Raw genomic sequence first — 24,415 nt, 5'->3', positions numbered from 1 at the left:
GGTCACTGCGAAGCACCTCGCGGCATCATCTGCGGGATGGTGCCCTGCTTGCGTTCGTCGGTGAACATATCGGCGAGCTGCTTGCAGTACTCGGCCGGCGTGAGCTTGTTCGTCAGCACCTGCTCCAACCCCTGGTAGACGAACGTGTCCGACTTCGGCGGCCACCACGTCCACGTGACGTAGCCGTAGTTGCCGCTCGCCACCGCCTTGTTCAGCTCGGTGAGCACGCGGGCCGCGCGGGGGTCGGTCTTCGCCGGGATCTCGCTGTCGGTGAAATTGATCGGGATGTTGTACGTGGCCGGTACGTCGGCCATCCGCTCCAGGGCGGCCTCGCGGTCGCCGTAGTACCAGTTGAGGAAGTCCGCCGCGGCGTCCTGGTTCTTGCCGGCCGCGTTGATGGCGAACGAGCCGCCGATACCCATTTCGTACAGCGGGTACTTGACCTCGTCGCGCAACGCCGGGATCGGCATCCAGTCCCAGTCGTTGTCGTTGCTCGTCTTGGCCTTGGCGCCGAAGTACTGGCCGACGTTGCTCATGAACCACTCGCCCTGCGGGATCGTGGCCACCTTGCCGTTGCCGAAGTTCGCGCCGATCTCGGCCGAGGGCACCGAGAAGTACTTGTCGGTGCCGCCGGACACCCAGCCCTTGTCGAAGTACGACTTGAGCAGCGCCACCGCGTCGACGAAGACCGGGTCGGTGAACTGGATCTTCCCGGTCAGCGCCTGGTACAGCGCGTCCGGCCCGGAGTAGTGGTTCCAGAACACGGTCATCAGCCACTCGCCGGCCGCCGTCCAGTCCACATTGGACGAGCCGAACGGCACGATGCCCTGACCGTGCGACTCGGTCGCCAGCGCCTCCAGCTCGGAGCGGTTGGTCGGCTGCTTCCAGCCCTTCGCCTCGAACAGGGTCTTGTTGTAGTACAGCATCATGGTGTCCATGCGCATCGGCAGCGCGTACAGCTTGCCGTCCGTGGTGAACGCCTTGGCCGCCCAGCTGGCCAGCTTGCTGTCCCAGCCCCACTTCTTCGCGTACGGGGTCAGGTCCGCCAGCACGTGCGCCTTGCTCCAGGTCAGCGTCTGCGTCGCGCTCGGGCCGCGCACGATGTCCGGGCCGGACCGCGCCTGCAGCGCGGTCTGCACCACCCGGCGCAGGTCGTCGCCCTTGTAGTAGGTGGTCTTCATGGTGATCTTCGGGTACGCCTTCTCGAAGGCCCCCACGACGCTGTCGTCGAAGTACTTCTGGTTGGCGTCACCCGTGATGTCGATCCACAGGTTGACGGTGCCGGTTCCGTTGCCGGCACTGCCGCTGCCGCCTCCGCCGCACGCGGACAGCAGGCTCGGGGCGGCGAGGCCGAGCCCCGCCACACTCGCCCCGGACAGGAGACGGCGACGGCTCAATTGTGGTCCGGTCATTGGCGTTCCTCACTGGATGTACGACTGGAACCTGGATCCCGGTCGGCGGTGGAAACTGGTGTGATGCGTACCTGCCCGGTGGCGGTGCGCCCCTCGGTCACCCGGAGCGCGACACCACCACACCCGAAGGTGTCGTCGCGCACGTCGAACAGGTCGGTGTCGTCGACGGCCGCGCGAATGCGGTCGCCGGTGCAGGTGATCCCCAGGCGGTACGTGGTGCCGAACGTCCACGGGTAGGGGCACTCGGCCAGAACCGTGTCGCCGCGAACCAGCCGTGCCGCGTCCCGGCCGGTCAGCTCCAGCGCGTAGTACCGGTGCAGCCCCTGCACCCGAGCGGCGAGGCCGACCCCGGCCGCCACGTGCGGGGTGACGTCGGCGCAGACGCTGTAGTCGCGCCACTCCCGGGCGCCGGTGATGAGCATTCCGGTGCCGTGGTTCTGCACGATGCGGAACGGCTCCGGCCAGCGCTCGTCGAACCGGTGCAGTGCCGGCACCCAGGCGCGGCGCCACATCGTCCCGCCCCCGGCCGGCCGGGTGAGCGTCACGTCCGGCGCCCCGTCCCAGGTCAGGTGACGCAGCGCCGCCGGCCCGTCGGTGCGTACCCCGACCGCGACGACCGGCTGACCATCCAGGTCGGGTACGGTCCAGGCCAGCTCGCCGGTGCCAGCGACCGGACACTCGATGGTGCGCAGGTCGTCGTCGCCGGTGTACGCCTGCACCACCAGCCGGGCGGTGCCCTCGACGCGGGCCCGGACCGTCTGGCCGGGGTACAGCGCGGGGCTGCCGACCAGGCCGTAGATGGGCATCTCGCGGGCCTCGGGTGGGATGAAGACCGGCGTCACGACCGTGGCCGCGCCACCGATCTCCAGGTACCCGCCGCCGTTGCGCACGGCCGTCGCACCGTCCACGGCGGCGAAGCCGTGCACCGAGCCGGGCAGCTCGAACCCGAAGCGGGGTGCCGCCTCGTCCCGGAACGGCGCGGCGCCGTACCGGCGGCGGCCGAGGTCGGCCAGTACCAGCGCCTCACGGGCCGCGTCGGTGACGCACGCGCCGCCGTCCGCGGTCGGCAGGTACATCCGGTCGGCCACCGGGCCGCGCCAGTCGGTCCCGTTGTCCCGCCCGGCGTCCAGCCCGGCGAGCCCGCCGAACACCCCGCAGATCGCGCCGACGTTGCCGGCGTTGGAGTCGGTGTCCCAACCCGACGTGTTGACCACCGTCATCGCCTGGTTGAACTCGCCGCCGCTGTGCGCCAGCGCGGCGATGACGATCGCGTGATTCGGTACGACGTGGCAGTTGCCGCCGTAACGGTGGTAGCCGTACCGGTCCTCGATCCGGGCCCGGGTCGCCTTCCAGTCCCCGTCGGCCGCCCAGGACCGCACGTCGGCGTGGATCCGGGCAATCAGGCTGTCCGGCGGTACCAGCCCGACCGCCGTGTCCAGCAGGGCGTCCATCTTGTCCTCGGTGAACGCGCCCGCGACGAGCGCGGCGACCACCCGGGCCGCGTGGATGGACTCGCCGTCGTGGCTGACCCGGGCGGCCCGCTCGGCGAGGTCGGCCGCCGCGACCGGGTCACCGGGGCAGGTCAGCGCGAACCCCTCGACGAAGATCTGCGCACCGACCTGCTCGGCCACCACGGTCCCGTTCAGCGCGATCGAACCGCTGTCCGGCGGCTGGATTCCGGCCTTCATCCGCAGGTACGCCGTGTGTTCGGTGGAGTTGCCCAGGCCGCCCCACCACAGCACCGAGGTGTCCTCGATGATGTAGTCCAGCCAGGCGGCGCCGACCTCGCGCGAGGTCGGGTCGAGGCCGGCATCGCGCAGTGCCCGCGGGAACACAAACGTGCCGCTGATGTCGTCGTCGGTCACGACGAGCAGGTGGTTCTTCAGCGCCACGTCGCGGCGGTCGTTCACGTAGTAGGTGATGTCGCCGAGCTCGGCCATGATGCGCTGGTGAGTCCAGCCCTCGAACGGCCGGCCGAGATAGACGGCTATGATCTTGCCGAGCACGCCGGCATAGACCCGTTCGGTGTAGTCGTCGGTGATGGGCATCAGAACGGCACTCCCGCCTGAAGGATGATGTTCGCGTACGGTGTTGCCTCGCCGGTGCGCACGACGGCCTTCGCCGTCGCCGACACCGCCTTGAGTTGTTCGTGTGTCACGCGACGCACCGGGATGTCCCCGAGTTGCGCGCGCACGCCGTCGAGCAGCCCCTGATCGGACAGCTGCTCGGCGACCGTGGCCTGTTCGACCACGAGATCGGCCAGCACGGTGCGCAGCACGGTGAGCAATCCGGGCTCGCCCCGCGCGAAGACCAGGTCGATGGGCTCGACGCCGGCCGGTACCGGCAGCCCGGGATCGGCGATGACGAGCAGGTCACCGTGGCCCAGGCCGGCGACGAGCGCAGCGAGGCGCGGGTGCCACAGTCCGGCGCGGCGCATCATGAAGCCACTCCGGCCTCGCGGGACGCGGATCCGGAGCCGCGATTCAGCCCGATCAGCCGGTCCAGCTGTCTACGGGTCGGCAGTGCCGCCTGCGCGCCGAGCATGCCGGTGGCCAGCGCCCCGGCCGCGCAGCCCCGGCCCACCGCCTCGGCCAGCGAGTCACCGCCGGCCAGCGACGCGGCGAGCGCGCCGCAGAACGCGTCGCCCGCACCGGTGGTGTCCACCACGTCGGCCGCGAACGCCGGCTGCACCCACCCGCAGGTACCGTCGTGAGCCACCGCGCCCCGGCCACCGAGCGTGATGACGCACGCCGCCGGGCCGTGCCGCAGCAGGTCGCGGGCCAGCAGTATCCACCCGTCCGGGCTGCTCGGCGCGGGACGATCAGCCAACGCGAGGGCTTCGGTCTCGTTCACGATGAGCACGTCCACCGCCCGCAGCAACGCCACGAAGTCGGGCTCGCCCGGCTTCGGCAGCGGTGCGGCGTTGAGGACGACCCGGGCACCGGCCCGCCGAGCCACGTCCGCGGCGGCCAGGCAGGTGTCGATCGGCACCTCCAGCTGCGCGGCGAGTACCGCGCCGGGGGCCAGCACGCCGGCCAGGCCGGCGGTCGCCGACGCGTCCAGCGCGTGGTTCGCGCCGGGCGCCACGACGATGGTGTTCTCCCCGTCGGCGGCCACCATGATCATTGCCATGCCGGTGCTCGCCCCGTCGACCTCGACCAGGTGGTCGAGGCGTACTCCCTCGGCGGCCAGCGCCTCGCGGGTCTGGAGGCCGAACGCGTCCGTACCGACCGCCGCGTACAGCAGGGTCTCCGCGCCGAGCCGGCACGCGGCGACGGCCTGGTTCGCGCCCTTGCCCCCGGTTCGCAGCGCCACGTCCGTGCCGAGCAGCGTCTGGCCGGGTTCCGGCAGGTGCTCGACGCGCACGATCATGTCGACGTTCGCGCTGCCCACGACCACGACCCGGCTCACTGCTCCGCTCCTTCCACGGTGCCGGCCGGCGCGTCGCCGCCCGGTGGATCCGGGCAGCCGCAGGAACCGCGGGCGACCAGAGTCACCGGCAGTACCGAGATGTGCGGGTCGGCTTCCGGGTCATCCATCTGGTCCAGCAGCCTGGCGACCGCGGTCTGGCCGAGCTGCCCGAACGGCTGGGCCATGGTGGTCAGCGCGGGCGTCGAGTACGCGGTGGCCGCGATCCCGTCGAAGGATGCGATCGCAACGTCTTCGGGGCAGCGAATGCCCAGCTCCTGCAGCGCGCGCAGGACCCCGAGGGCCTGCTCGTCGCTGGCCACGAACACCGCGTCGAACCGCCCGTCGGCCAGCAGCTCGCGACCTCCGAGGTAGCCGGCGCGGCGACCGAACGCGCCGTGCCACACCGACATCTCGCTCGGCCGCACGCCCGCCTCGGCCAGCGCGTCGCGCCAGCCGCCGACCCGCTCGTTGGCCGGCACCACATCCTCGGGGCCGGAGATGCACGCGATGCTGCGCCGGCCGTGGCCGAGCAGGTGCTCGGCCGCCGCACGGGCCCCGTTCCGGTTGTCGGCCAGTACGGCCGGCGCACCGCCGCCCGGGATCTGCCGGTCCAGCGTCACCCACGGCACCCCGGACCGTCGCAGCTCCGGTACGCAGCTGGTCGGACCGTGCGCGGGTACCAGAAACAGCCCGTCGACCTGGCGGGCCAGGAACGTGCGCACGTAGGTGGTCTGCCGCTCGTCGTCCTCGGCCGCGTTGCCGATCAGCAGCGTGTAGTCCTGCGCGAACGCCGCCTCCTCGATCGCGCGGGACAGTTGCGCGAAGAACGGGTTGGACGTGTCCGGCACGACGAGGCCGAGCGTCATGGTGCGATTCATGCGCAACGACCGGGCGATGCCGTTGGGCCGGTATCCCAGTTGTTCGATCGCCGCGAGCACGCGGGCCCGCGTCTCCGGCGCGACGCCCCGCGGTCCCCCGTTGAGCACGTAGCTCACGACCGCGGGTGACGTACCCGCCAGCCTCGCGACGTCAGCCCGACGAACGGCCACTCTGCCTCCCAGCAACGCGTGTTGCTTGCGTGTTGGCAGAGATCTTGTGACGAGCGTGTTAACGGAAGCAACACGTGTTGATATCCCGTTGCCTAATCGTGACCATGTTTCGAATCGCGGTCACCAGCTCGCAACGTCACGCAGCGTCGCGATACTCGCCGATTTCCGGGTGGCCTCCCGAGCGGGGTCGCAGCCGCTGGTCGGCTGACCGGCCGGACGCGTGACAGGATGGCGGGATGGCCGCGCTGACGTTGTCCAGGGTGACCTATCTGGCCGGGCACCCGGGGCGCACCGATCCGGTACCCGGCCTGACCCTCGTCCTCGACCGCCGCGGCATCGCGGTACGGGGCCGGCTCCGCAGGTTCCTGGCCTTCGCCTGGAAGGACCTGCGCGGCCTGGAGATCCGCCAGTCGAGCACCACGTGGTTCTTGCTGCCCGGCCCCGCTCTGGAGCACGTGGACGCCATCGGCGCGTCGCTGCTGTTGACGACCGACAAGGGCCTGTCCCGGCTGCACGTCAACGGCGTCGGGACGAAGGACCTGCGGACGATGTTTTCCGAGTGGGTGGTTCGCGAGGCGGGCCCGAGCAAGCCGTCACCGGCGATGCCGCCAGCGCCCACGCGTAAGGTCGCCGGTCAGCTCGGCGTGGCGCAGATGTCTGTCGAGTTGTGGCGCGCGAACAGTCTGGGCCGGGAACCCCTGTACGAGCGTGGCACCCTGGCCTACCGGATGGGCGTCGCGGAGAACCACCGGCGGATCGGACACTTCGCCGAGGCCATCGCCCTGCTCGAGCCACTGGTGGAGCGGGCCACCGAGACGTTCGGGCCGGACGACCGCGGCACGCTGACGGTCCGTAACGCCCTGGGGCAGACGTACCTCGACGCCGGGGAGGTCGACGACGGGCTGGGCGTGCTTCGGGAGGTGCTCGCCACGGCCGAGCATCTGCACGGCGAGGACAACGATCTCACCCTGGTGTTCCGCAACAACCTCGCGGCGGGCTACCAGCAGGCCGGCCAGTACCCGCAAGCCATCGAACTGCACGAACGCAACATCGAGTACAGCGAGCGCAGGCATGGGCCGGCCGACCTTGGCACGATCGGTCGGCGCAACAACTTCGCGTCCACGCTCGGCTTCGCCGGCCAACGTGAGCGGTCGATCGACCAGTACTGGGCCGTGCTCGACGCCCTGGCCGGTACCCCGCACCGGCTCGCGGACACCGCGCGGCAGAACCTGGCGATCCTGCACAACCCATCGTGGCGGCCGTGACGGCTGGCGATCGTCACGCGCCGACCGGCGGCGGACCGGCCGGCGGGAGCCGCGCGACCTCGTCCTTGCGGACGATCGCGCTGATCTGGGCCCCGACCTCGGGGCTCAGCCGACCGGGGCAGGCCAGACCCAGCTGGGTCGCGAGTTCCCGGCCATAGAGGTCCACAGTGGACTCGATCAGGTCGGTGTACACCCCGACCGCCAACCGGGCCCGGTACCGGGCGATGAGCAGCACCGCGACGCCGATCGCCAGCCCCGGCCACCAGAACACCCCGAGCAGCACGTACAGCACGCCCCAGCCGCCCATCCGGGCCGCCGACGCGCACCGCTCCTGTACCGCCGTCAACTCGTCGCGAGCCGGCTGCGGCAGCACCAGCCACATCCTCGGCCACACCGTGGTCAGGTCGATCGCGTAGCCGCGATGCATCCGGACGTCGGCCGCGCGCAGCCGGTCACCGACCCAGGTGGGTCGCTCCGCCGGCACGAGGCAGATCGCGTCCCGATCCAGGATCGCCTGTCGGGCCCGGGCCCGCAGCGTGGAGTCGTCGATGTCCGCGAGCAGGGCGCGCTGCGCGGACACCGCCTCGGCATCCGCCCTGGCCCACCGGCGCCGCCGCGAGCGCGCCAGCCAGCTCAACGGCGCTACCGACCCGGTCAGCCCCCAGGTCCATTCGACGAAAAAGCCCACCGCCCCGGCCAACAGCCCGGCCGCGGCCGCGCCGAGCAGAAACCCGGCCACGGCGACCAGCAGCGCGGTTCCGCTTTCGTGAGTCCGGCCGGTGGCGATCCGGTTCGACCACTCCCCCAGCATCCGCGGGTCCACCGCGTGGCGCTGCCCCAGTACCCCGGCCAGCAGGACCGCGCCGGCGAACAGCGCGCCCGGCACCATCAACGCGGCGGTCCATTTCGTCACGAGCTGCTTGCCGAGGTCGGCGAGGAGGGCGTTCACAGGGTGATCCGGGTCTCGACGAACGGCAGGTTGGCCAGCGCGCACACCGGCCGGTCGCCGTCGACGGCCGGGACCCTTCGCGGGCACGATCGCCTCGGGCATTCCCAGGCGGTGATCGTCGGATGCCCACCGCCGCCGCGCCACGTCTCATAGCTGCGACTGCCGGTGGTCAGCCCGTCAATACCGTGCCGGGCGAACGCGCTGTCGAGAACGTCGAGGTCCTTCTCCAGCTGCTGGTCGACCCGTCCGTGATCGACCGCGTCGACGATCCGGTCCAGAATGTCGAGGACACCGAACCGCTCGGCGTACTCCCGCAACTGCCCGCCGGTGGCCTGGCCACACAGCCGACCCACCCGATGCGCGACGAAGTCCATGTTCCGCTCCCCGTGCGTCGGCCGGCAGGACCCTTGACACATTAGCGGCCCGCGCCACCTCTCATCGATGCGTCGCGCGGCCCCCGGCGGGCCTGCGTCGCCGTCCCGGGCAGGCGACACTGGTGGAGGCGGCAACGATGACTGCCCAAAGCGGCAGACGGTCGGACGACGGGACTCAGCAGCGATGTCGAGTAGTGCTCTGGAACAGATCACCGCCCTTCTCGAGGAGTATGAACGCACCGGCGAGCCGGAGACCCTCGGCGTGGACACCTCCGAACAGCAGCGCGTCCTGGGCGCGGCGGTCGGCGACCGGGGCGCCGGCCGGGCCGCCGCGCGCACGCTGGCCACGCTGCACTGGTACCGCTACCTTGTCCTGCCCGGCCTGGACGGCCTGCGGGAGCGCCGGGCCGCGGTCGACCTGTACCGCCGGCTGGCCCGCAAGGACCCGGACGCGGTACCCGAGCTCATCCGCGACGAGTGCCGGGACGGCGCCGGGACCGGGCTCGACGACCTGTCCGCCGTCCTGCTCAGCCCGCAACAGGCCGCCCGGGTCGACCGGCTCTGGCAGCGGCATGGCGCCGGTGACGCGAAGGCGCTCGGGCTGCTGATCAGCCTCCATCAGGAGTGGCTGCGGTCGGTGAAAGAGCAGCGCGACCGGCCGGGCGTGCTGCTCCGGGCGGCCCTGCTGACCGATCTCACCGACGCGCTTGTCGCCTTCGCGCGAGCGTCTCGCAACGGCACCGAGTACGCCGCGGCGCTGGACTGCGCCGAGAAGGCGGTGGCCGCCACGACGGCACGCGACCCGCACCGGCCGGCGCGGCTCACCCGCCACGGCCTGATGCTCGAACTTTGCTTCGACAGCGGCGCCGGGCCGCGGGCGCTGGAGCTGGCCGTGGACTCATACCGCCGGGCGGCGCAGCTGAGCTGGCGAAGCCGTCCGACCGACCTCAACTGCGCCAGCCGGCTCGGCTCCGCGCTGAGCCGGTTGCACGAGATTCCCGGCAGGGCGACGGTGGGGTCCCTCATCGAGGCGGTCGCCACCTGGCGCGACGTGCTCATCTCCACCGATCCAGGTGATCAGGAGCTGCAACCGCGGCTGGACCGGCTCAACGCGGTGGCCAACCTGCTGGTCGAACGGGTCGGCGTCGACGTGGTGGAGACCATCGTCAACGCGGCGCAGGAGCCGGAGACCATCGACCGGTTGTTCCGGCGTTGCCAGGAGCTCACCGACCGGATGGACTTCGACACCTCGCTGCAGGACGAACGGCTCGACACGGCGATGATGCTGTTCGCCGCCGTGCCCGCCTTCCATCCGGACCGGCCGGACGCCCTGCTGCTGCTGGGCGACGCGGAGTTCGACCGCTGGCAGTACGGCGGTGACCTCGATGGTGCCGCATGCGCCATGACCTGGGCACATACGGCCCTGGACGCCGCCGGACCGGAGCACCCACTGCGGCGGAGGATCCTGAACCGCCTGGCCGGCGCGGCCGGCACCGTCGGCCTGCAGACCCGGGACGAGGACCTGGTCGAGGTTGCCCTGAACGCCGCCCGCACCGCACTCGAGCTGACCGACGAGCAGTCGGAGCACCGCGCGACGCAGCTCGGGGTACTCGGCGATGCGTACGCCCGGGCGGGTCGGCTGGCGGGCAGCCCCGAACTTATGGACGAGGCGGTACGGCACCAGCGGGAGGCCGTCGCCCATACGCCGGCCGGTCACGACGTTGACCCGGCGCGGCTGATGAGCCTCGCCGGCGCGCTGGTGGAACGCGACCTGCTGGCACCGGACGACGCGCTGCTCGCCGAGGCCGTCGCGGTGAACCGCCGGGCGCTCGCCGCCGTGCGCCAGGACGACCCGCGCCGCGTCGGGTTCCTCTTCAACCTGGCGGCCAGCCTGCAGCAGCACGCCGTGCGGCGGGGGGACCTGGCCGATCTGCTGGAAGTCGAACGGCTCTACCAGGATGCCTTCGCCCTGCTGCCCTCGGGACACCCGGACGAGCCACGGATCCGCAGCTCGATCGCGTCGGGCCGGTACGAGCGGTATCTCGTCGGCGGTGACCTCGACGCCCTCACCGGCGCCAGAGAGCTGGCCCGGCAGGCGCTCGACGCGACCGCCGCCGACCACCACTGGTGGCCGCTGCGGGCCGCGCTTCTGGCGCGGTGCGCGGCCGAGCTGGCCAGGCTCGGCGGTCCCGATGCCGGGCCGGCCCGCACCGAGGCGATCACCACCTACGCGGCGCTCGCCGCGTCACCCGTCACCGACGCGCACGAGCGGATCAACGCCGAACGCCAGCAGGCGGAGTTGGCCGCCGAGGCGGCGGACCCCGCGGCCCGGTTGGCCGCGCTGAACCGGGCCGTGCGGCGGATACCGGCGGCGGTCAGCCGGTCGGAGTCAGATCTCCGTCGCCTCAGTGTCCTCGCCAACGTCGGCGGGCTGGCGTCCGAGGCCGCCGCGGCCGCGATCGCGGCCGACGACCTCGACGCCGCGGTGGAGCTGCTGGAGCATGGTCGCGGCCTGCTGTTCAACGAGGCGCGGGGCATCCGCGCCGGCTGGGCCCAGCTGCGCGCGGTCGATCCTCGGCTCGCCGCCGAGCTGGACCGGGTCGAGCAGGAGCTGTCCGAGGCCGACCTGTACACGCACGTCAGCAAGTTTTCGATCACTGTAGGGCTCAAGGAGAGTGCGACGTCCGGGGAGGACCCCGAGGCGGTCACGACGGAGTGGGACCCGCGCCCCGAGTGGTCGCGTCGCACGCGCGAGCTGGCCACCGAGCGGGCCCGGCTGCTCGACCGGATCCGCCTGCTGCCAGGCTTCGCCGACCTGCTTCGGCCACCGTCGCTGCCCGTCCTGCGCGAGCGGCTGGGTGGCCTGCCGATCGTCATGCTCAACACTCATGGCGACCAGGGAGACGCGCTGCTGATTCCCGCCGAGCCGGACCGGCCCGTGGAGCACGTCCGGCTGCCGGAACTGCGCGAGACCGCCCTGCGGCGGCAGGTCACGCTGATGTACGCGGCCGTGCTCGACGCGACCAACCCGGCGGTGCCGCTCGACCGGCGGGTACGCGCCCAGGAGGACCTGCTCGGCGTCCTGGCCTGGCTGTGGGACGCGGTCACCGGGCCGGTCCTCGACCGGATCGCCGCGGTGGGCGGGCCGCCACCCAGGATCTGGTGGTGCCCGGTCGGCACGCTGGCCCGGCTGCCGCTGCACGCCGCCGGCCACCACGGCGAGGCAGGCCGGCCACGCACGGCACTCGACCGCGCCGTCTCGTCGTACACGCCGACCCTCACCTCGCTCGCCCACGCCGTGGCCGAGCAGCCGCTGCGTCCGACCACCCCCACGGCGCTGATCGTCGGCGTACCCGACGCCGAGAGGTCGGCGGCGCTGCCGGAGGTCCGCGCCGAGGTGGAGCAGGTCGCCCGGCTCATCCCGGGCTCCGCCCTGCTGACCGGGGAGCGGGTGGCGCCGGACGCCGTGCGGCAGCTGTTGCGGGTCCACCCGATCGCGCACTTCGCCTGTCACGGACGGGCCGACACCAGCATCAGCTCGGGCCTGCGCAGCGGACTGGACCTCGGTGATTCCGCCACGCTCAGCTCGCACATGGTGCGGTCGTACCGGCTGGCCCAGCCGGAACTGGCCTTCCTCTCGGCGTGCAGTACGGCCGAGACCCACCCGACGTTCACCGACGAGCCGCTGAACCTCGCCTCGGCATTCCAGCTCGCGGGCTTCCGGGGCGTCATCGGCACGATGTGGCCCACCACCGACAGCGCACGGATCGCCCGGTCCTTCTACGCCGCGCTCACCACGGACGGCACCGCCCCGCCCGAGACCGCCGCCGCGGCGCAGGCGCTGACCGACACGGCACGGGCCGTGCGCGACGAGTTCCCCACCACACCGACCCGATGGGCCGGGTACGTCCACGTCGGCGTCAACCAGCCGCTGTCGACGACTGACGTACGGACGTGACGCCGTCCGTCATCCAACGCCGCCGCTGGCCGGCGAGCTACCCGAACGCCAGCCGGGTGGTCTCGCCGCTGAAGTCGAGCGGGGTGCTGCCCCGCAGGTAGTCAGCGAGCGTGTGCTGGACCGCGGCGTTGACCTGGGCGTGGCTGTACCCATGAGTGTCGGTGTTGTCGGGGTCCGCGACGATGCCGGCGACCGCCAGCTGTCGGGTCATCGCGATCAGGGCGGCGGTGCGGTTGTGGTCGGTGGTGCCGGTCTTGCCGGCGATCTGGTACTGGCCGGGCACGACCTCCCGGGTCGCGGAGGCGCTTCCGGCGCCGTGGCACCCGTGCCGGGGACGTCGTCGGTGCTGGCGGTCTCGCGCCGGCCGCTACATCCTCAGCGTCAGTCCAGCTTGCTGGTGTCGATGGCGATCCGGTCCCGGTTGACCGGATCGGCGAAGGCCGGCAGCACCACGCCGACCACCGCGACCGAGTCGCGCCTGGCCGGCGTGAGGAACCCGATGCGTGTCCGGCTGCTGTAGCTCAGGCCAGTCGCGGTGGTGACGTCCAGTGTCAGGTCGAACAGCCCGGCCGGCGGTCCACCGGGCAGCCCGGCTGGTACCGGTACCTCATGCACGGCGAGGACCCGCGCGGTCGCCGGCTGCAGACCCACCGCGGCCCCGTTGCCCGCCACCGCCGCCGCGGCCTCCTGCGGAGTCAACCCGCCGCCGGGGGCGCCGGGTGTCGCGCGGCCGGGATCGCCGAGCACCGTGCTCGACTGGCCGAATGTGACGTTCATACCGGCCCGCGCGGCGGCCTGGGAGATGGCGTCGATGAACGGCTGGGCCTGTGGCGGGACGGCGCCGAACGGGCTTCCCGGCTGCTGCGGGCTTCCCGGCTGCTGCCCGGTGCCCTGGGCCATCTGCCGGGCGAGCTGCTCGGCGGCCTGGCGCGCCTGCTCCCGGCCCCGGTCCCGGTTACGGGGCATGTCGTCCCAACGCACCCGCATCCGGGTCGGATCGGCCCGATCCACGGTAACCGGCAACGTCTCGCCGGGGCTGGGCCACTTCTTCGTCGGTGCCGTGCAGTAATGGCTCACGGCGACCGGCCCGACGCCCGGCCCGGTCACCACGCCCTCCATGTGGCAGTTGGAATACGCGGCGTCAGAAGCGCCGACGCTGCACGAGGTCAGCTGGTACGAGCCGGGGACCGGTTCCTCCATGCTCTTGTTGTGCAACCAATTGCGCAGGCCCACGTTGAGCACGCCCCTCTCCGTCGATCCACCCGATGGTCTCACGCCGGATCAACGCCACAGGCCGGGTTGTGTCAGTCCTCGTCCCGCCGGAACGTCGTGGCCACGACCGACATCTCACGCGCCATCGATCTGGATCCGACAACGGCCAGCAGCAGGCCCCCGCCCCAGAGCGCGCCGATAATCGTCCACGATGCGGTGCCGGAGATCAGGTGCAGCACCAGCAGGACCGCACCCGCCAACACGGCGAGCAACCCGAGTTGCTGCACCCGGCGGTAGCGCCAGGCCCGCCGGAAGGACCGTGCGCGGGTGTCGTACTTGTCAGTCACGGTGGTCGCCAAGGAGATCCACCAGCCCATAGTAGGACGCGAGGATCTCGTTCGTCACCGGCCGGCTGTCACGGCATCCCGCTCCAGGCGCGCGTCGGGGCCGCCGCCACGTGCACCTCGGCCGCGAAGACGCGCCCGCTGTCGGGCGCCGCCCGCAGTGCGGCATCGGTCAGTCCGACCCGGGCGGTGGTGATGAGCAGTACGCCGTCGAGCAGGCACACCGCCGTGGGGCGCGGCACCGGGAGGTCGACCTGAGCCATCCGCCTGCCGTCCGGGTCGTACCGGCACACCCGCCAGCCGTCCCACAGCGCGACCCACAGGCAACCTTCGGCGTCGACGCACAGCCCGTCGGGCGTGGCATCGTCGAATTCGACGAGTACCCGCGGCTCGGTGGCGGTGCCGGTGTCCACGTCGTACCGGTAGCGCCTCAGCTCGCGCCGGCGACTGTCCACGTGGTACATGGCGTTTCCGGTGGGAGCGAAGCCCAGCCCGTTGGCGCAGCCGAGGCCGGTCAGCACGGTGCTCACCGAGCCGTCGGGCTCCAGCGCGTAGAGCCCGCCGGTCCAGGGCGGGGCGTCGGCCGTGACCAGGCTGCCGGCCAGGAACCGGCCGTGCGGGTCGCAGAACCCGTCGTTCATCACGGTGGCCGGCGCGCTGACCGGATCGGCCAGCGGGCGCAGTGTGCCGGTGGGAGAGATGTGGTGGAAGCCGCGGCCGGCCGCCACCACCCAACCCCCGCCGACGGTGGCGCCCGCCGGCGCGACCGCCCCCGTCGGCATCCCGATGTCATACCCGGCGAGCACCTCGACCGCGTCGCCGGCCAACCGGCCGCGCAGCAGGCGCTCGGCGACGATGTCGACCCACAACAGTTCGCCGGTACGCGGATCCTGGCGCGGTCCCTCGCCGAGTTGGTAGCGCTCGGCGCTGACCGGGTGAGCCTGGCGCGTTTCGGGGCTCGGTGGCACCGGCGGTCCCTTCGTGTGGACCTCGACCAGGCCGCGAACCGCGTCGGGATCGGCTGTCGGATGTTACTTCTGACCCGGCTGGTAGGCCTGCAGGGGGTTCCAGTCCGGGAAGGTGATGTCGGCGCGGGAAACCTTGACTCCCTTGGCGCTCAGGTCCTTGATCTGCTGGTTGATGAACGCGTCGAGCTTGGCGTTGAGCTGCGCCGCCGCCGGGGCGAACGGCTGGTTGTGCAGGATCGCGGGCAGCGCGACCTCCGCCCAGGCGAGGTCCTGGTTGCTGCCGATCGCCGTCATCAGCTGCTTGCCGCCGTCGCTGGACAGGATCGGGTTGGGGCTCAGACGCACCGACGCCGCGGCGACGTCCAAGATGGCCTTCTGGTCCGGGTCGGCCGCCGCCTTGTCCTGCCAGGCGCTCTGCAGCGCGGTCAGGGTGGCAAACTTCTCGTAGTAGGCCAGCTGGAACTCCTTCGAGGAGAGGAAGTCCATGACCTTCCACGCCTTGTCCGGGTTCTTGGACTGGGCCGACATCGACCACAGCGGGCTGAAGCTCGAGGTCTGCCCCGAGTAGCCGCCGCGGCCGGAGGCCGGCACCGGGACGGGCGCGATCGACATGTCGATGTCCGGGTTGAGCGTGCGGATCACGGCGATCTCGTACGGCGAGGCGATGAATATGGCGAGCTGGTCCTTGGCGAACGGGGTGTACAGCTGGGTCGCGTCGGTCCAGGTCTCCCAGCCGGGCGTCATCACCTTGTTGTTGTGCATGCGGCGGATGAGCTCCACCGCGTTGACCAGCGACGGGTCGGTCAGCGCCGTCTTGCCGGTCCGGTAGTCGACGCCGCTGGCAACCGAGAACGGACCGGCGGTGGTCTGCAGCATCTGCACGAGGCCGCCGGCCTGCCACATGCCGGCGAAGCCGAAGGTCTTGCCGCGGCCGGCCTTGGTGATCGCGGTCGAGGCCGACTCCAGCTCCTCCCAGGTCGCCGGCACCCCGGTGTATCCGCCGACCTTGGCGGCGGTGTGGTTGACCAGCAGCGTGCGGGTGAACGACCACGGGCCCCAGACCAGCGGCAGGCTGTAGAGCTTGCCGTCGCGGTGTAGGCCCGAGGTGGCCGGGTTGAGGCTGCCGGCGGGGAACCTGGACGTGAATTCGTCGGTGACGTACTTGTCCAGGGGCGCGACCCAGCCCTTGGCGTAGACGTCTTCGAACAGGTTGTCCTGAATCCGGAAGACGTCGGGCGCGTTGCCCTGCTGGAAGGCGAGCTCGACGGCGGTGAGTTCCTGAGCGGTCGGGTTCTCGATGATTTCGATTTTGATGTCGGGGTTGCGCTTCTCGAGCGTGTCAAACTGCTGGCGGTAGAACTCCGAGGCCCCGGTGGGGTCGGGCACGATGGCCACCTTGATGGTCACCTTGTTCCCGGAGGACGACGAGGGGTCGTCGGCTCCGACCAGGCTGCAGCCGGTGGCCGCCCCTACCGCGGTTGCCGCGGCCGCTCCGCCCACCATCCGCAGCAGGGACCGTCGGGACAGTTCCAAGTCCTTCATGCTTCTTCTCCTGGGTTGCGTCTGCGCCCGCCGCGCAGCAAGGGCGCGGGGCGGCAGGGGTGTTTTGGTGCAAGTGAAGAGCGTGGGAGGACTGTAGCCCCATCGGCCACGTCATGCAATGTCCATCCACAATATGAGTTGGTGAATCGAAAAACTCGGGCGGACCACCGGTGCCCCTTGCGGACGGTCTCTGGTGCCGGGACTTATTGATGGTGCCCTGCCTGTGTGTCCCCGATCGCGGACTGGGGCGTGGGCGGTCGGCCCGGCGAGGGGTACATCTGTGCTTGACAGATCTATAACATGGATCAAAGATCTGTGCCAACCGGAGCGGCGGCCAGTCCGGACCGGGCCTAGGGCCCCCGAGGTGGCATGCGAGCTCAGAGTTCCGCGTCGCATTGTCGGAGGATCGTTGAGCACATCTGAGTCCCGGGTCCGCGTGCGCGGGCTGGTTCCCATCCTGGCCACACCGTTCGACGCCACCGGCGCGCTCGACGTGGCCGGGCTACGCAGGTTGGTCCAGTTCGAGCTTGAAGCAGGAGTCGACGGCCTGGCGGTCTTCGGACTGGCCAGCGAGGGCTTCGCGCTCACCGCCCCCGAGCGGACCACCATCCTGACGCAGACCCGCGAGCTGGCCGGGCCGGACCTGCCGCTGGTGGCCGGCGTCAACGCCACGAGCACCGACACGGCGCTGGAACTCGCGCTCGCCGCTTGCGACGGTGGGGCAGACGCACTGATGGTGCTGCCGCCGTACCTGGCGAAACCCTCCGGCGCCCAACTCGTGGACTTCTACGCCACCATCGCCGAACGCACCGGGCTGCACGTCATGGTGCAGGACGCGCCCGCTACGACGGGCGTGACCATGCCGGTGTCCGCGATCGTGGAGCTGAGCAAGCTGCCGGGCGTCGACTCGGTGAAGGTCGAGGCGCAACCCACCGCGCCGAAGGTCGGCGAGGTGACGGCCGCGGTCGACGGGATGTTCGACGTGCTGGGCGGCCAGAACTCGCTGTTCTTGCTGGAGGAGTACGCCCGGGGAGCGGTCGGCACCATGCCGGCGTGCGAGTTCAGCGACCTGCTCGCGCCGATCCTGGCCGACTGGCACGCCGGCCACCAGGTCCGGGCGCACCAGGCGTTCAACCTGCTGCTGCCACTGATCCGCTTCGGCCTGCAGCCCCGCCTGGCCTGGGCGGTCCACAAGGAGGTACTGGTGCGGCGGGGCATCATCGACTGCGCCCGGGTACGCGTTCCCGCCGCCGCGCTCGACGACGGCAGCCGTGCGGCGCTGGATCTCATCCTGCGGCTGGTGCCCCTGCCCTCGTGGCAGGGCGTGAGAGGCTGACCCACATGGTGAAGATCATCGGCGTGGACGTGTTCCCGCTCGCCCTGGCGAATCCACAGACCGGCCCGCGCGGCTATGCCACCCAGCCGCCCTGGCCGAGCATCTACGGCAACCACCGCGAAACCCTGGTCGTGCGGCTGGTGGCCGACGACGGCACCGTCGGCTGGGGCGAGGCGCTGGCACCGGTCGCGCCGGAGGTACCCGGGGAGATCGTGCGCCGGCTGCTGGCACCGGTCCTGCTCGGGGCCGACCCCCGGCACGTGCGCCCGCTGCGCCACCAACTGACGCAGTTGATGCGCGAACGGGGGCACCTCGGCGGGCACCAGGCCGACGCGATCGCGGCGGTGGACATCGCGCTGTGGGATCTGGCGGGAAAGCTCGCTGGCCTTCCGGTCGTCGAACTGCTGGGCGGCGCGTTCCGCACGCAGGTGCCGACCTATGTCTCCGGTCTGCCCGGTCGCGACGACGCCGAGCGGGTCGCGCACGCGCGGGACCTGCTCGGGCAGGACGTCCGGCAGGTGAAGGTCGGCCTCGGGCACGGCGTGGACGCAGACCTGGAAACCGTCGACGCGCTGCGTCAGCTCGACGCCGGGCTGCGGGTCGCGGTGGACGTGCACGGCGTCTACGGCCTGTCCGACGCCCTCCGGTTGGGCCGCGGGCTGGCCGAGCGCGCCGGTTGGTTCCTGGAGGCACCGTTGGCCTTCGAGGACGTGGCCGGGCACGCCGACCTCGCCTCCAGGCTGGATCTGCCGGTGGCACTGGGCGAGAGCCTGCGTCACCGCTGGGAGTTCCAGCCCTACGTAGCGGCCCGGGCGGCGGGCATCCTGCAGCCGGACATCGGCCGCACCGGCATCACCGAGGGCTTTGCCATTGCGCAGTTCGCCGAGACGCACCACCTCCCGGTCGCGCCGCACCACTCCGCCGGCCTGGGCATCGCCCTCGCGGCCGGGCTGCACGTCGCCGCCGCCTGCCCCAACCTCGTCGCGTTCGAGTGGCATCCGAGCCTGTTCACAGCGGTCAACGACATCCTGGCCGTACCGATCGACTGCACCCCGACCTCGATTCCCCTGCCCGCCGGGCCGGGCCTGGGCATAACGGTGGACGAGGACGCGGTGGCCAAATACTGCACCTGGGCAACCTCGTGAGCCGGGTACTGCTCATCGGCGCCTCCACGCCGATCGGCGCCGCGATCGCCACCCGGTTCGCGCAGGCCGGCGACCGGGTGGTCGGCTACAGTCTGCAGCCGGCCGGGCACCCCGACCTGCTGGCCGACCTGGCCGGCGACTGCTCCACCGCGGCCGGGGCCGCGGGCGCCGTGGCGACCGCATATGACCTGCTGGGCGGGCTCGATGTGCTGGTCGCCGCGGCCGGGGCGATGCCGATCGCTCCGGCGCACCAGACCACCGACGAGCAGTGGCGCTCGGCCCTTGGAGGCTGCCTGGACACCCTGTTCTTCCCGCTGCGCGCCGCCCTCCCGCTGCTGCCCGCCGGGGGAACGGTGGTCGCCGTCTCGTCGGTGAACGCCTTCCTCGCCGCGCCCTGGGTGGCGGCGTACGCGGCCGCGAAGGGCGCGGTCGAGGCCCTCGTACGGCAGGTGTCGCTGGACTACGCCGCGCGGGGCATCCGCGTCAACGCGGTGGCCCCGGGCATGGTGGGCGGCGAGCACTTTCCCGACGCGGCGGGCGGATACCCGATCGGACGCACGCTGCGCCCGCGCGAGGTCGCCGAGGCGGTGTACTTTCTCGCCTCGGACGCGGCCAGCGGCATCACCGGCGTCGTGCTACCCGTCGATGGCGGGCTGTCGATCACGTCCCCCGCGACATTCGCCCGCGCTGACCTGACGCAGCGCCTGGCCATGCTGCGGCCGGATGGCGCCGCGTGAGTGCCTCCGGGGTGGAGATCGGCGGCCGGTTCGCCCGGCTCTACCGGTTGCTCGACTGGCCGCTGCGACTGCTGGGGCTCAACCTGCTCTGGATGGTCGGGGTGCTCGCGGGCGGGGTGCTCGCCGGGGTGTCACCGGCGAGCGTCGCGCTGTTCGCCGTGCTGCGCGAGTACCTTCTCGGCCGCCCGGTACGGCCGTGGCGCGACTTCTGGGGGCACTGGCGCGCCGAGTTCGTGCGGGCTCAGCTGCGGCTGGGGGTGCCGCTGCTGACCCTGTGGGTCGCGGCGTTCTATCTAGCCATGGCCAGGGGAACCCCGGTAGCCGTTCCGGTCGCCGTGCTGGGCGCCCTCTACCTCGCCGCGCTGGCCTACCTGCCCGGGGTCCTCGTGCACTTCGACCTGTCGGCCGCGAAGTCCTGGCGGCTCGCGGCGGTGGCGGCCTGGCGGTCGCCACTGTGGACGGTCGGGCTGGGCCTGACGGTGGCCGCGCTGCTCGTCGTGATGGTGCTGGTGGCGCCGATCGCCATCCCGTTCTTCCTGCCCAGCGTGCCGGCCGTGCTGGCCATGCTGGTGTCGCTGCGGGTCTTCACCGCCCTGGCTGGGCCGGTTCGCTGACCCGCAGCCGCGTGACGCCGCACCTGGCCTGCGCGCTGGGCCGGCTGGTCCTGAGATACGAGGGAAAGGTGACATGGAGAAAATCGAACTGTCCCGACGCTCGCTCCTTCAACTGGCTGGCGCGGGCACGGTCGCCGCGACGGCGGCCGCCGGCCTGGGCGCCAGCCCGGCGGCGGCGGCGCCGGCCACCGGCGTGCCGCTGCCGCAACCACTGAGCGCCCTGGACAAACCGAACCTGTCGGTGGCCACGGTCCCGTCGGCGACCATCGAAAGCACCAACTATCGCGTGTCGTTCTACCAGGCCACCTGGGACGGTGGCTTAACCTACCTGCGCGAACTGTGGCGCCGCGCCCGTGGTGGGTGGCAGCAGATCACCGCCCCGGACCACCTCTTCGACGAGCAATGGGTCATCCTGACCGGGACGCAGCCGGCCTTCCCCGGCGACTACTACACCTCCAGCACCCCGCAGTGGGTGGCGTTCGAGTCGCTGCACCAGGTGGACGCGCACACCGTCACGCTGGAGGCGGTCACCACCGAGGCGTACGCGTTCACGGTGCAGTGGTCGCTCGGCGGGGAGCACCCGCAAGTGCACTGGACACTGACCGCCAACCAGGACGGCCACTTCGTGGTCGGGTACCAGGCGCTGGACGCCGCCTCCCTCGACGAGGTGGACGAGGTGCTGTGCGGCACCCGCCAGCACGCCCGGGTCGTCAACGGCGTGGAGGCGCTGGGCGCCTGGGAACTGATGGCGCCGATGTGCCTGACCCAGCACGGCATCGCCGGCACCACGTTCACCACGGGCGTCTACATCCCCGCGTCGGTCATCACCTTCGAGCACGAGCGCGAGCAGAACGCGACGCGCCAGCCGTTCGCGATGAGCCTGCGCAACCAGAACCGCGACGTCCAGCCGGTCGTCTACGCCCCGCAGGCCGGCGATCTGTCGGCGATGAGCGCGGGCGACACCAAGCAGTACAGCTTCGCCATCTACGCCTCGGCGGCGGCGATGCCTGCGGCATACACCGACCTGGTTCGTCACGAGTACCGGTACAGCGCCTACCGGCGCAACGCCTACGACACCTCGCTGACCACGACGATGTTCAACCTGATCGACCTGGCCATGCGGGGACCGGACGGCGACGACAGCACGACGTTCGTGCCGTCCCCGTCGGGCTGGTGGAACCGCGCCAAGGGATTCATCGACGTCGAGAACGACCAGGCCGTGCGCACCGCCACGGCGGGCGTCCTGCTCAGCGCCTACCTGCTGACCGGCGACGAGGACATCTACCAGCAGCGGGCCCGGCCCATCATGGAGTACCAGGTATCGCGCGGCAACATCGGCTACACGCCGGACAAGACCAAGTCGATCTACGGCGTCGCCGGCCTGTACCGGCTGGGCAGCGTCCCCGGGGACGCGTCCACCCTGGTGCCGCTGTACCGGCAGACCGGCGGGCGCAGCGGTGGGCTGCACGCCCTGGCGATGCTCATGATCCAGCAGCGGCCGGTCCGCGACTCGCGAACCCCGATGAGCACTCCGTTGCAGGCGTACGAGCTGACCGGCAACCCGGCGTACCTGGCGGAGGCGAAGGCCGAGGGGGCACGGTATATCGCCGCGCAGATCGAGCCGCCCTACACCACCAATCAGCCGGACAGCGGCTTCCAGTACAACTACGTGAAGGCCTGGACCGAGCTGCTGATGCTGTACGAGGCCAGCGGTGAACGGTCGTTCCTCGACGCCGCCTACCGAGAAGCGCAGCGGTTCATCACCCAGACCCAGGTGCGGCCCGTGCCCGAGACCCGGTTGGAGGTACCGAACCAGCCGTTCCTGGACAACCAGTTCAACGGGTGGGTCGAGAGCCCCGGCATCTGGGACTATCCGCTCAGCGACGTGCCGAGCGAGAACGTACCGGCGTGGCTGGTGGCCACCAACGGCATGACCTTCGAGCAGCTCTCCACGTTCAAGCTGGCCAATCCCGTCGGCGGATTCGTCATGCTGCCGTGCTGGGCGCCGTTCTTCCTGCGCCTGGCGCACCACACCGGCGACACGCTGCTCGCGGACGTCGCGCACAACCTGGTCGTCGGCAGATACACCAACTACCCGGGGTACTACAACCGGCAGTTCGGGTCCTGGCACATCCACCCGGACTTCCCGCTGGTCGGCCCGCCCGGTGAGAGCTCGATCTACTACAGCCACATCCCCGGGCAGCTCGGCCTCACCATCGACTACCTCGTCACGGAGCACACCTACCGCTCCCACTTCAACATCGAATTCCCGGGCCAGTTCGAGACCAACTACGTCTACTTCAAGTTCCGCACCTACGGCCACGCGCCCGGCCGCTTCTACGGCGCGGACAACGTGTGGCCGTACCTGCCCAAGGGCATCGCGACGGTGTCCAACCCGCAGCTCAACTGGCTCACCGCCGAGGGCAACGGCAACCTCTACCTGAGCCTGACCAACGAGGCCGAAAGCGCACAGACCGCGACGGTGACCTTCGACCCGGCGCTGGCCGGCATCGACCGGGCGAAGACCTACCGCGTCGAGGTCATCCGGGACAACGGCGCTCGGGTCAGCGACCGGCTGCGCAACGGCCGGCTCGACGTCACGGTGTCCGCTCGGGGAATCACCGCGGTCATCGTGTCCGGCGTGAGCCTCAAGGTGCCGCTGCACCGGCTGCCCGCCGGCACGGACAACGGAACCTCCAGCTACCACTTCGACGACGCGAGCCCGCTGGGCATCGCCCGCGGCCTGCTGTTCGTGCGTCCCGACCGGAGCGGCTACGACGCCTACCTCCAGGTCGACAACGAGGCGCTGGCGACGCTGCGGTACTCCACGGACGACGGCGCGACCTGGCAGGAACTGCCCAACAAGGTGTACCCCAACGAGTGGACCGTGCCGGTGGCGGACCTGAACACCTCGTTCCGGTACGCCATCACCGTCGGTACGACCTCGACCGCCGAGGCGACCCTGCGCGTGCCGACGAGCGTCACCGGGGTGTGCCCGCCGGGGGTGAGCGCGGCCGGCGAGGTCGCGGCCCGCGCGGACACCACGGCGGGCGACGTCATGCGCGTCACCGCCGTGCTGCGCAACGGCTCCCACGCCGCGTTCGGCCACCCGCACGTGGTGCTGGCGTTGCCCACCGGCTGGACGTCGAAGCCGGTGGGCCGAGCGCCGGCGACGGTACCCGCGGGTGGCTCCGCGCCGTGGACGTACGACGTGACGGCACCGGCCGACGCGCCGGCCGCCACCGTGACCATCGGCGCCTCGGCGACCTGGGCCGGCGGTGCCGTGGACCTGACCCCGGCCCAGGTGCGGGTGCTCGCGTCGCTGAGCCTGCCGGCGGTGGTCGCCGCACCGGCCCAGCTGGCCAACCCCGGCGACGCCACGACGGTCACCGTCAGCGTGCTCAACGTCGGGCCGCTGCGACGCACCGGTACGCTGACCATCAGCGTGCCCAGCGGCTTCACCGCCGCACCGGCGTCGCTGAACTATCGGGTCGCCGGCCGCAGCGAGCAGGCCTATCCGATCACCGTGTCGTCGTCCGCGGGCGTGGCCAGGCAGGTCGCCTACCCGGTCACCGCGACGCTGGACACCGGCGCACACGCCAGCGTCACCGTGCAGGTCGCGTCCAACGTCGTGACCGTGGACGTCGCGGATCCGTGGCCCAGCTACGTCGAGACCGGGCAGTGGCTGGCCAGCAGCCTGTTGGGTTTCGACGGGACGGTCACCCGGTACAGCAACTCCGTCGGTTCCACCGCGACGTGGCAGCCCGTACTGAACACCGCCGGCGCGTACACGGTGGCGGTCTGGTATCCCAACAACGCGACCAGCACGCGGGCCGCGGTCTACGTCGTGCACCACGCGGACGGCGAGGACACCTTCACCGTCGATCAGCAGGATCAGGCGAGCCAGTGGCGGGTGCTGGGCACCTTCAATTTCGCGGCCGGCGATGACGGGTACGTGCAGTTGCAGGTGCACGATACGGCGTTCCACCGGGCGGACGCCGCCCGGTTCACGCCCGTCGGCGGCTGAGGAGGGCGCCGCGGCACACACAACGGGGGGTCGGCCCGCGTACCGTCGCGGGCCGACCCCCCGGCTTCGTGC

The 24,415-nt window shown here is 71.5% G+C and carries 19 protein-coding genes; 7 read left to right on the top strand and 12 right to left on the bottom strand.

The genetic code is table 11. The features are described from left to right. Nucleotides 1–2: 2 nt before the first annotated feature. Genes ABEA87_RS14590 through ABEA87_RS14570 form a run of 5 tightly spaced genes read right to left on the bottom strand, consistent with a single transcriptional unit; the run spans nt 3 to nt 5,872 of the window. Nucleotides 3–1,412: an ABC transporter substrate-binding protein gene (locus ABEA87_RS14590; RefSeq protein ID WP_345629819.1), complete on the bottom strand. Its 1,410-nt coding sequence runs from the start codon at nt 1,410–1,412 to the stop codon at nt 3–5. Further along, a complete protein-coding gene (locus tag ABEA87_RS14585) occupies nt 1,409–3,460 on the bottom strand; it encodes an ADP-ribosylglycohydrolase family protein (RefSeq protein WP_345629817.1) in 2,052 nt (683 codons plus the stop codon). Before ABEA87_RS14585 ends, ABEA87_RS14590 begins: the two co-directional genes overlap by 4 nt. Beyond that, entirely contained in the window at nt 3,460–3,852 is a 393-nt protein-coding gene (gene rbsD, locus ABEA87_RS14580; RefSeq protein WP_345629815.1) for a D-ribose pyranase, read from the bottom strand. The genes ABEA87_RS14585 and rbsD overlap by 1 nt, the downstream gene beginning before the upstream one ends. Then, nucleotides 3,849–4,823: a ribokinase gene (locus tag ABEA87_RS14575; RefSeq protein ID WP_345629813.1), complete on the bottom strand. Its 975-nt coding sequence runs from the start codon at nt 4,821–4,823 to the stop codon at nt 3,849–3,851. The genes rbsD and ABEA87_RS14575 overlap by 4 nt, the downstream gene beginning before the upstream one ends. Then, nucleotides 4,820–5,872, bottom strand: coding sequence for a LacI family DNA-binding transcriptional regulator (locus tag ABEA87_RS14570; protein WP_345629811.1), 1,053 nt, complete (start codon nt 5,870–5,872; stop codon nt 4,820–4,822). The genes ABEA87_RS14575 and ABEA87_RS14570 overlap by 4 nt, the downstream gene beginning before the upstream one ends. Nucleotides 5,873–6,108: 236 nt before the next feature. Here ABEA87_RS14570 and ABEA87_RS14565 point away from each other — a divergent pair, with 236 nt between their 5' ends. After that, nucleotides 6,109–7,137, top strand: a complete 1,029-nt coding sequence (locus ABEA87_RS14565; protein ID WP_345629809.1) for a tetratricopeptide repeat protein — start codon at nt 6,109–6,111, stop codon at nt 7,135–7,137. A 13-nt stretch (nt 7,138–7,150) separates the two neighbouring features. Here the strand turns inward: ABEA87_RS14565 and ABEA87_RS14560 are convergent, their stop codons facing one another. Both ABEA87_RS14560 and ABEA87_RS14555 read right to left on the bottom strand, forming a co-directional pair. Further along, on the bottom strand, nt 7,151–8,086 hold the full coding sequence (locus ABEA87_RS14560) for a hypothetical protein (RefSeq protein ID WP_345629808.1): 936 nt from the start codon (nt 8,084–8,086) through the stop codon (nt 7,151–7,153). Then, entirely contained in the window at nt 8,083–8,460 is a 378-nt protein-coding gene (locus ABEA87_RS14555) for a hypothetical protein (RefSeq protein WP_345629806.1), read from the bottom strand. The genes ABEA87_RS14560 and ABEA87_RS14555 overlap by 4 nt, the downstream gene beginning before the upstream one ends. Before the next feature lie 184 nt (nt 8,461–8,644). On the opposite strand from ABEA87_RS14555, the gene ABEA87_RS14550 reads away from it, so the two are divergent. Beyond that, entirely contained in the window at nt 8,645–12,418 is a 3,774-nt protein-coding gene (locus ABEA87_RS14550) for a CHAT domain-containing protein (RefSeq protein ID WP_345629805.1), read from the top strand. A 37-nt stretch (nt 12,419–12,455) separates the two neighbouring features. Here the strand turns inward: ABEA87_RS14550 and ABEA87_RS14545 are convergent, their stop codons facing one another. The 5 genes from ABEA87_RS14545 to ABEA87_RS14525 form a co-directional block, all read right to left on the bottom strand. Next, nucleotides 12,456–12,701, bottom strand: a complete 246-nt coding sequence (locus ABEA87_RS14545; protein WP_345629803.1) for a hypothetical protein — start codon at nt 12,699–12,701, stop codon at nt 12,456–12,458. A 98-nt stretch (nt 12,702–12,799) separates the two neighbouring features. Further along, nucleotides 12,800–13,660 (bottom strand): hypothetical protein, encoded by an 861-nt coding sequence (locus ABEA87_RS14540; protein ID WP_345629802.1) that lies wholly within the window; start codon nt 13,658–13,660, stop codon nt 12,800–12,802. A 62-nt stretch (nt 13,661–13,722) separates the two neighbouring features. Then, on the bottom strand, nt 13,723–13,977 hold the full coding sequence (locus tag ABEA87_RS14535) for a hypothetical protein (protein WP_345629800.1): 255 nt from the start codon (nt 13,975–13,977) through the stop codon (nt 13,723–13,725). Between the two features lie 68 nt (nt 13,978–14,045). Continuing rightward, entirely contained in the window at nt 14,046–14,942 is an 897-nt protein-coding gene (locus ABEA87_RS14530) for an SMP-30/gluconolactonase/LRE family protein (protein ID WP_345629798.1), read from the bottom strand. 63 nt (nt 14,943–15,005) lie between these two features. Then, a complete protein-coding gene (locus ABEA87_RS14525; RefSeq protein ID WP_345629796.1) occupies nt 15,006–16,484 on the bottom strand; it encodes an ABC transporter substrate-binding protein in 1,479 nt (492 codons plus the stop codon). 409 nt (nt 16,485–16,893) lie between these two features. Here ABEA87_RS14525 and ABEA87_RS14520 point away from each other — a divergent pair, with 409 nt between their 5' ends. From ABEA87_RS14520 to ABEA87_RS14500, 5 genes are all read left to right on the top strand, one after another. Continuing rightward, a complete protein-coding gene (locus ABEA87_RS14520) occupies nt 16,894–17,820 on the top strand; it encodes a dihydrodipicolinate synthase family protein (RefSeq protein ID WP_345629794.1) in 927 nt (308 codons plus the stop codon). Nucleotides 17,821–17,825: 5 nt separating this feature from the next. After that, the gene (locus ABEA87_RS14515; protein ID WP_345629793.1) at nt 17,826–18,965 is read left to right on the top strand and encodes a mandelate racemase/muconate lactonizing enzyme family protein; all 1,140 of its coding nucleotides are present in this window, start codon (nt 17,826–17,828) and stop codon (nt 18,963–18,965) included. Next, nucleotides 18,962–19,702, top strand: coding sequence for an SDR family NAD(P)-dependent oxidoreductase (locus tag ABEA87_RS14510; protein WP_345629792.1), 741 nt, complete (start codon nt 18,962–18,964; stop codon nt 19,700–19,702). Before ABEA87_RS14515 ends, ABEA87_RS14510 begins: the two co-directional genes overlap by 4 nt. Beyond that, nucleotides 19,699–20,316 (top strand): YesL family protein, encoded by a 618-nt coding sequence (locus ABEA87_RS14505; RefSeq protein ID WP_345629791.1) that lies wholly within the window; start codon nt 19,699–19,701, stop codon nt 20,314–20,316. Before ABEA87_RS14510 ends, ABEA87_RS14505 begins: the two co-directional genes overlap by 4 nt. A 73-nt stretch (nt 20,317–20,389) precedes the next feature. Further along, nucleotides 20,390–24,343, top strand: coding sequence for a golvesin C-terminal-like domain-containing protein (locus ABEA87_RS14500; protein ID WP_345629790.1), 3,954 nt, complete (start codon nt 20,390–20,392; stop codon nt 24,341–24,343). Nucleotides 24,344–24,415: the final 72 nt, after the last annotated feature.

Source organism: Rugosimonospora acidiphila, assembly GCF_039543385.1.
In the GTDB taxonomy this organism is placed as follows: Bacteria; Actinomycetota; Actinomycetes; order Mycobacteriales; family Micromonosporaceae; genus Rugosimonospora; species Rugosimonospora acidiphila.
The sequence above is the reverse complement of the archived record's forward strand: the minus strand, read 5'-3'. Positions and strand labels throughout refer to the sequence as shown.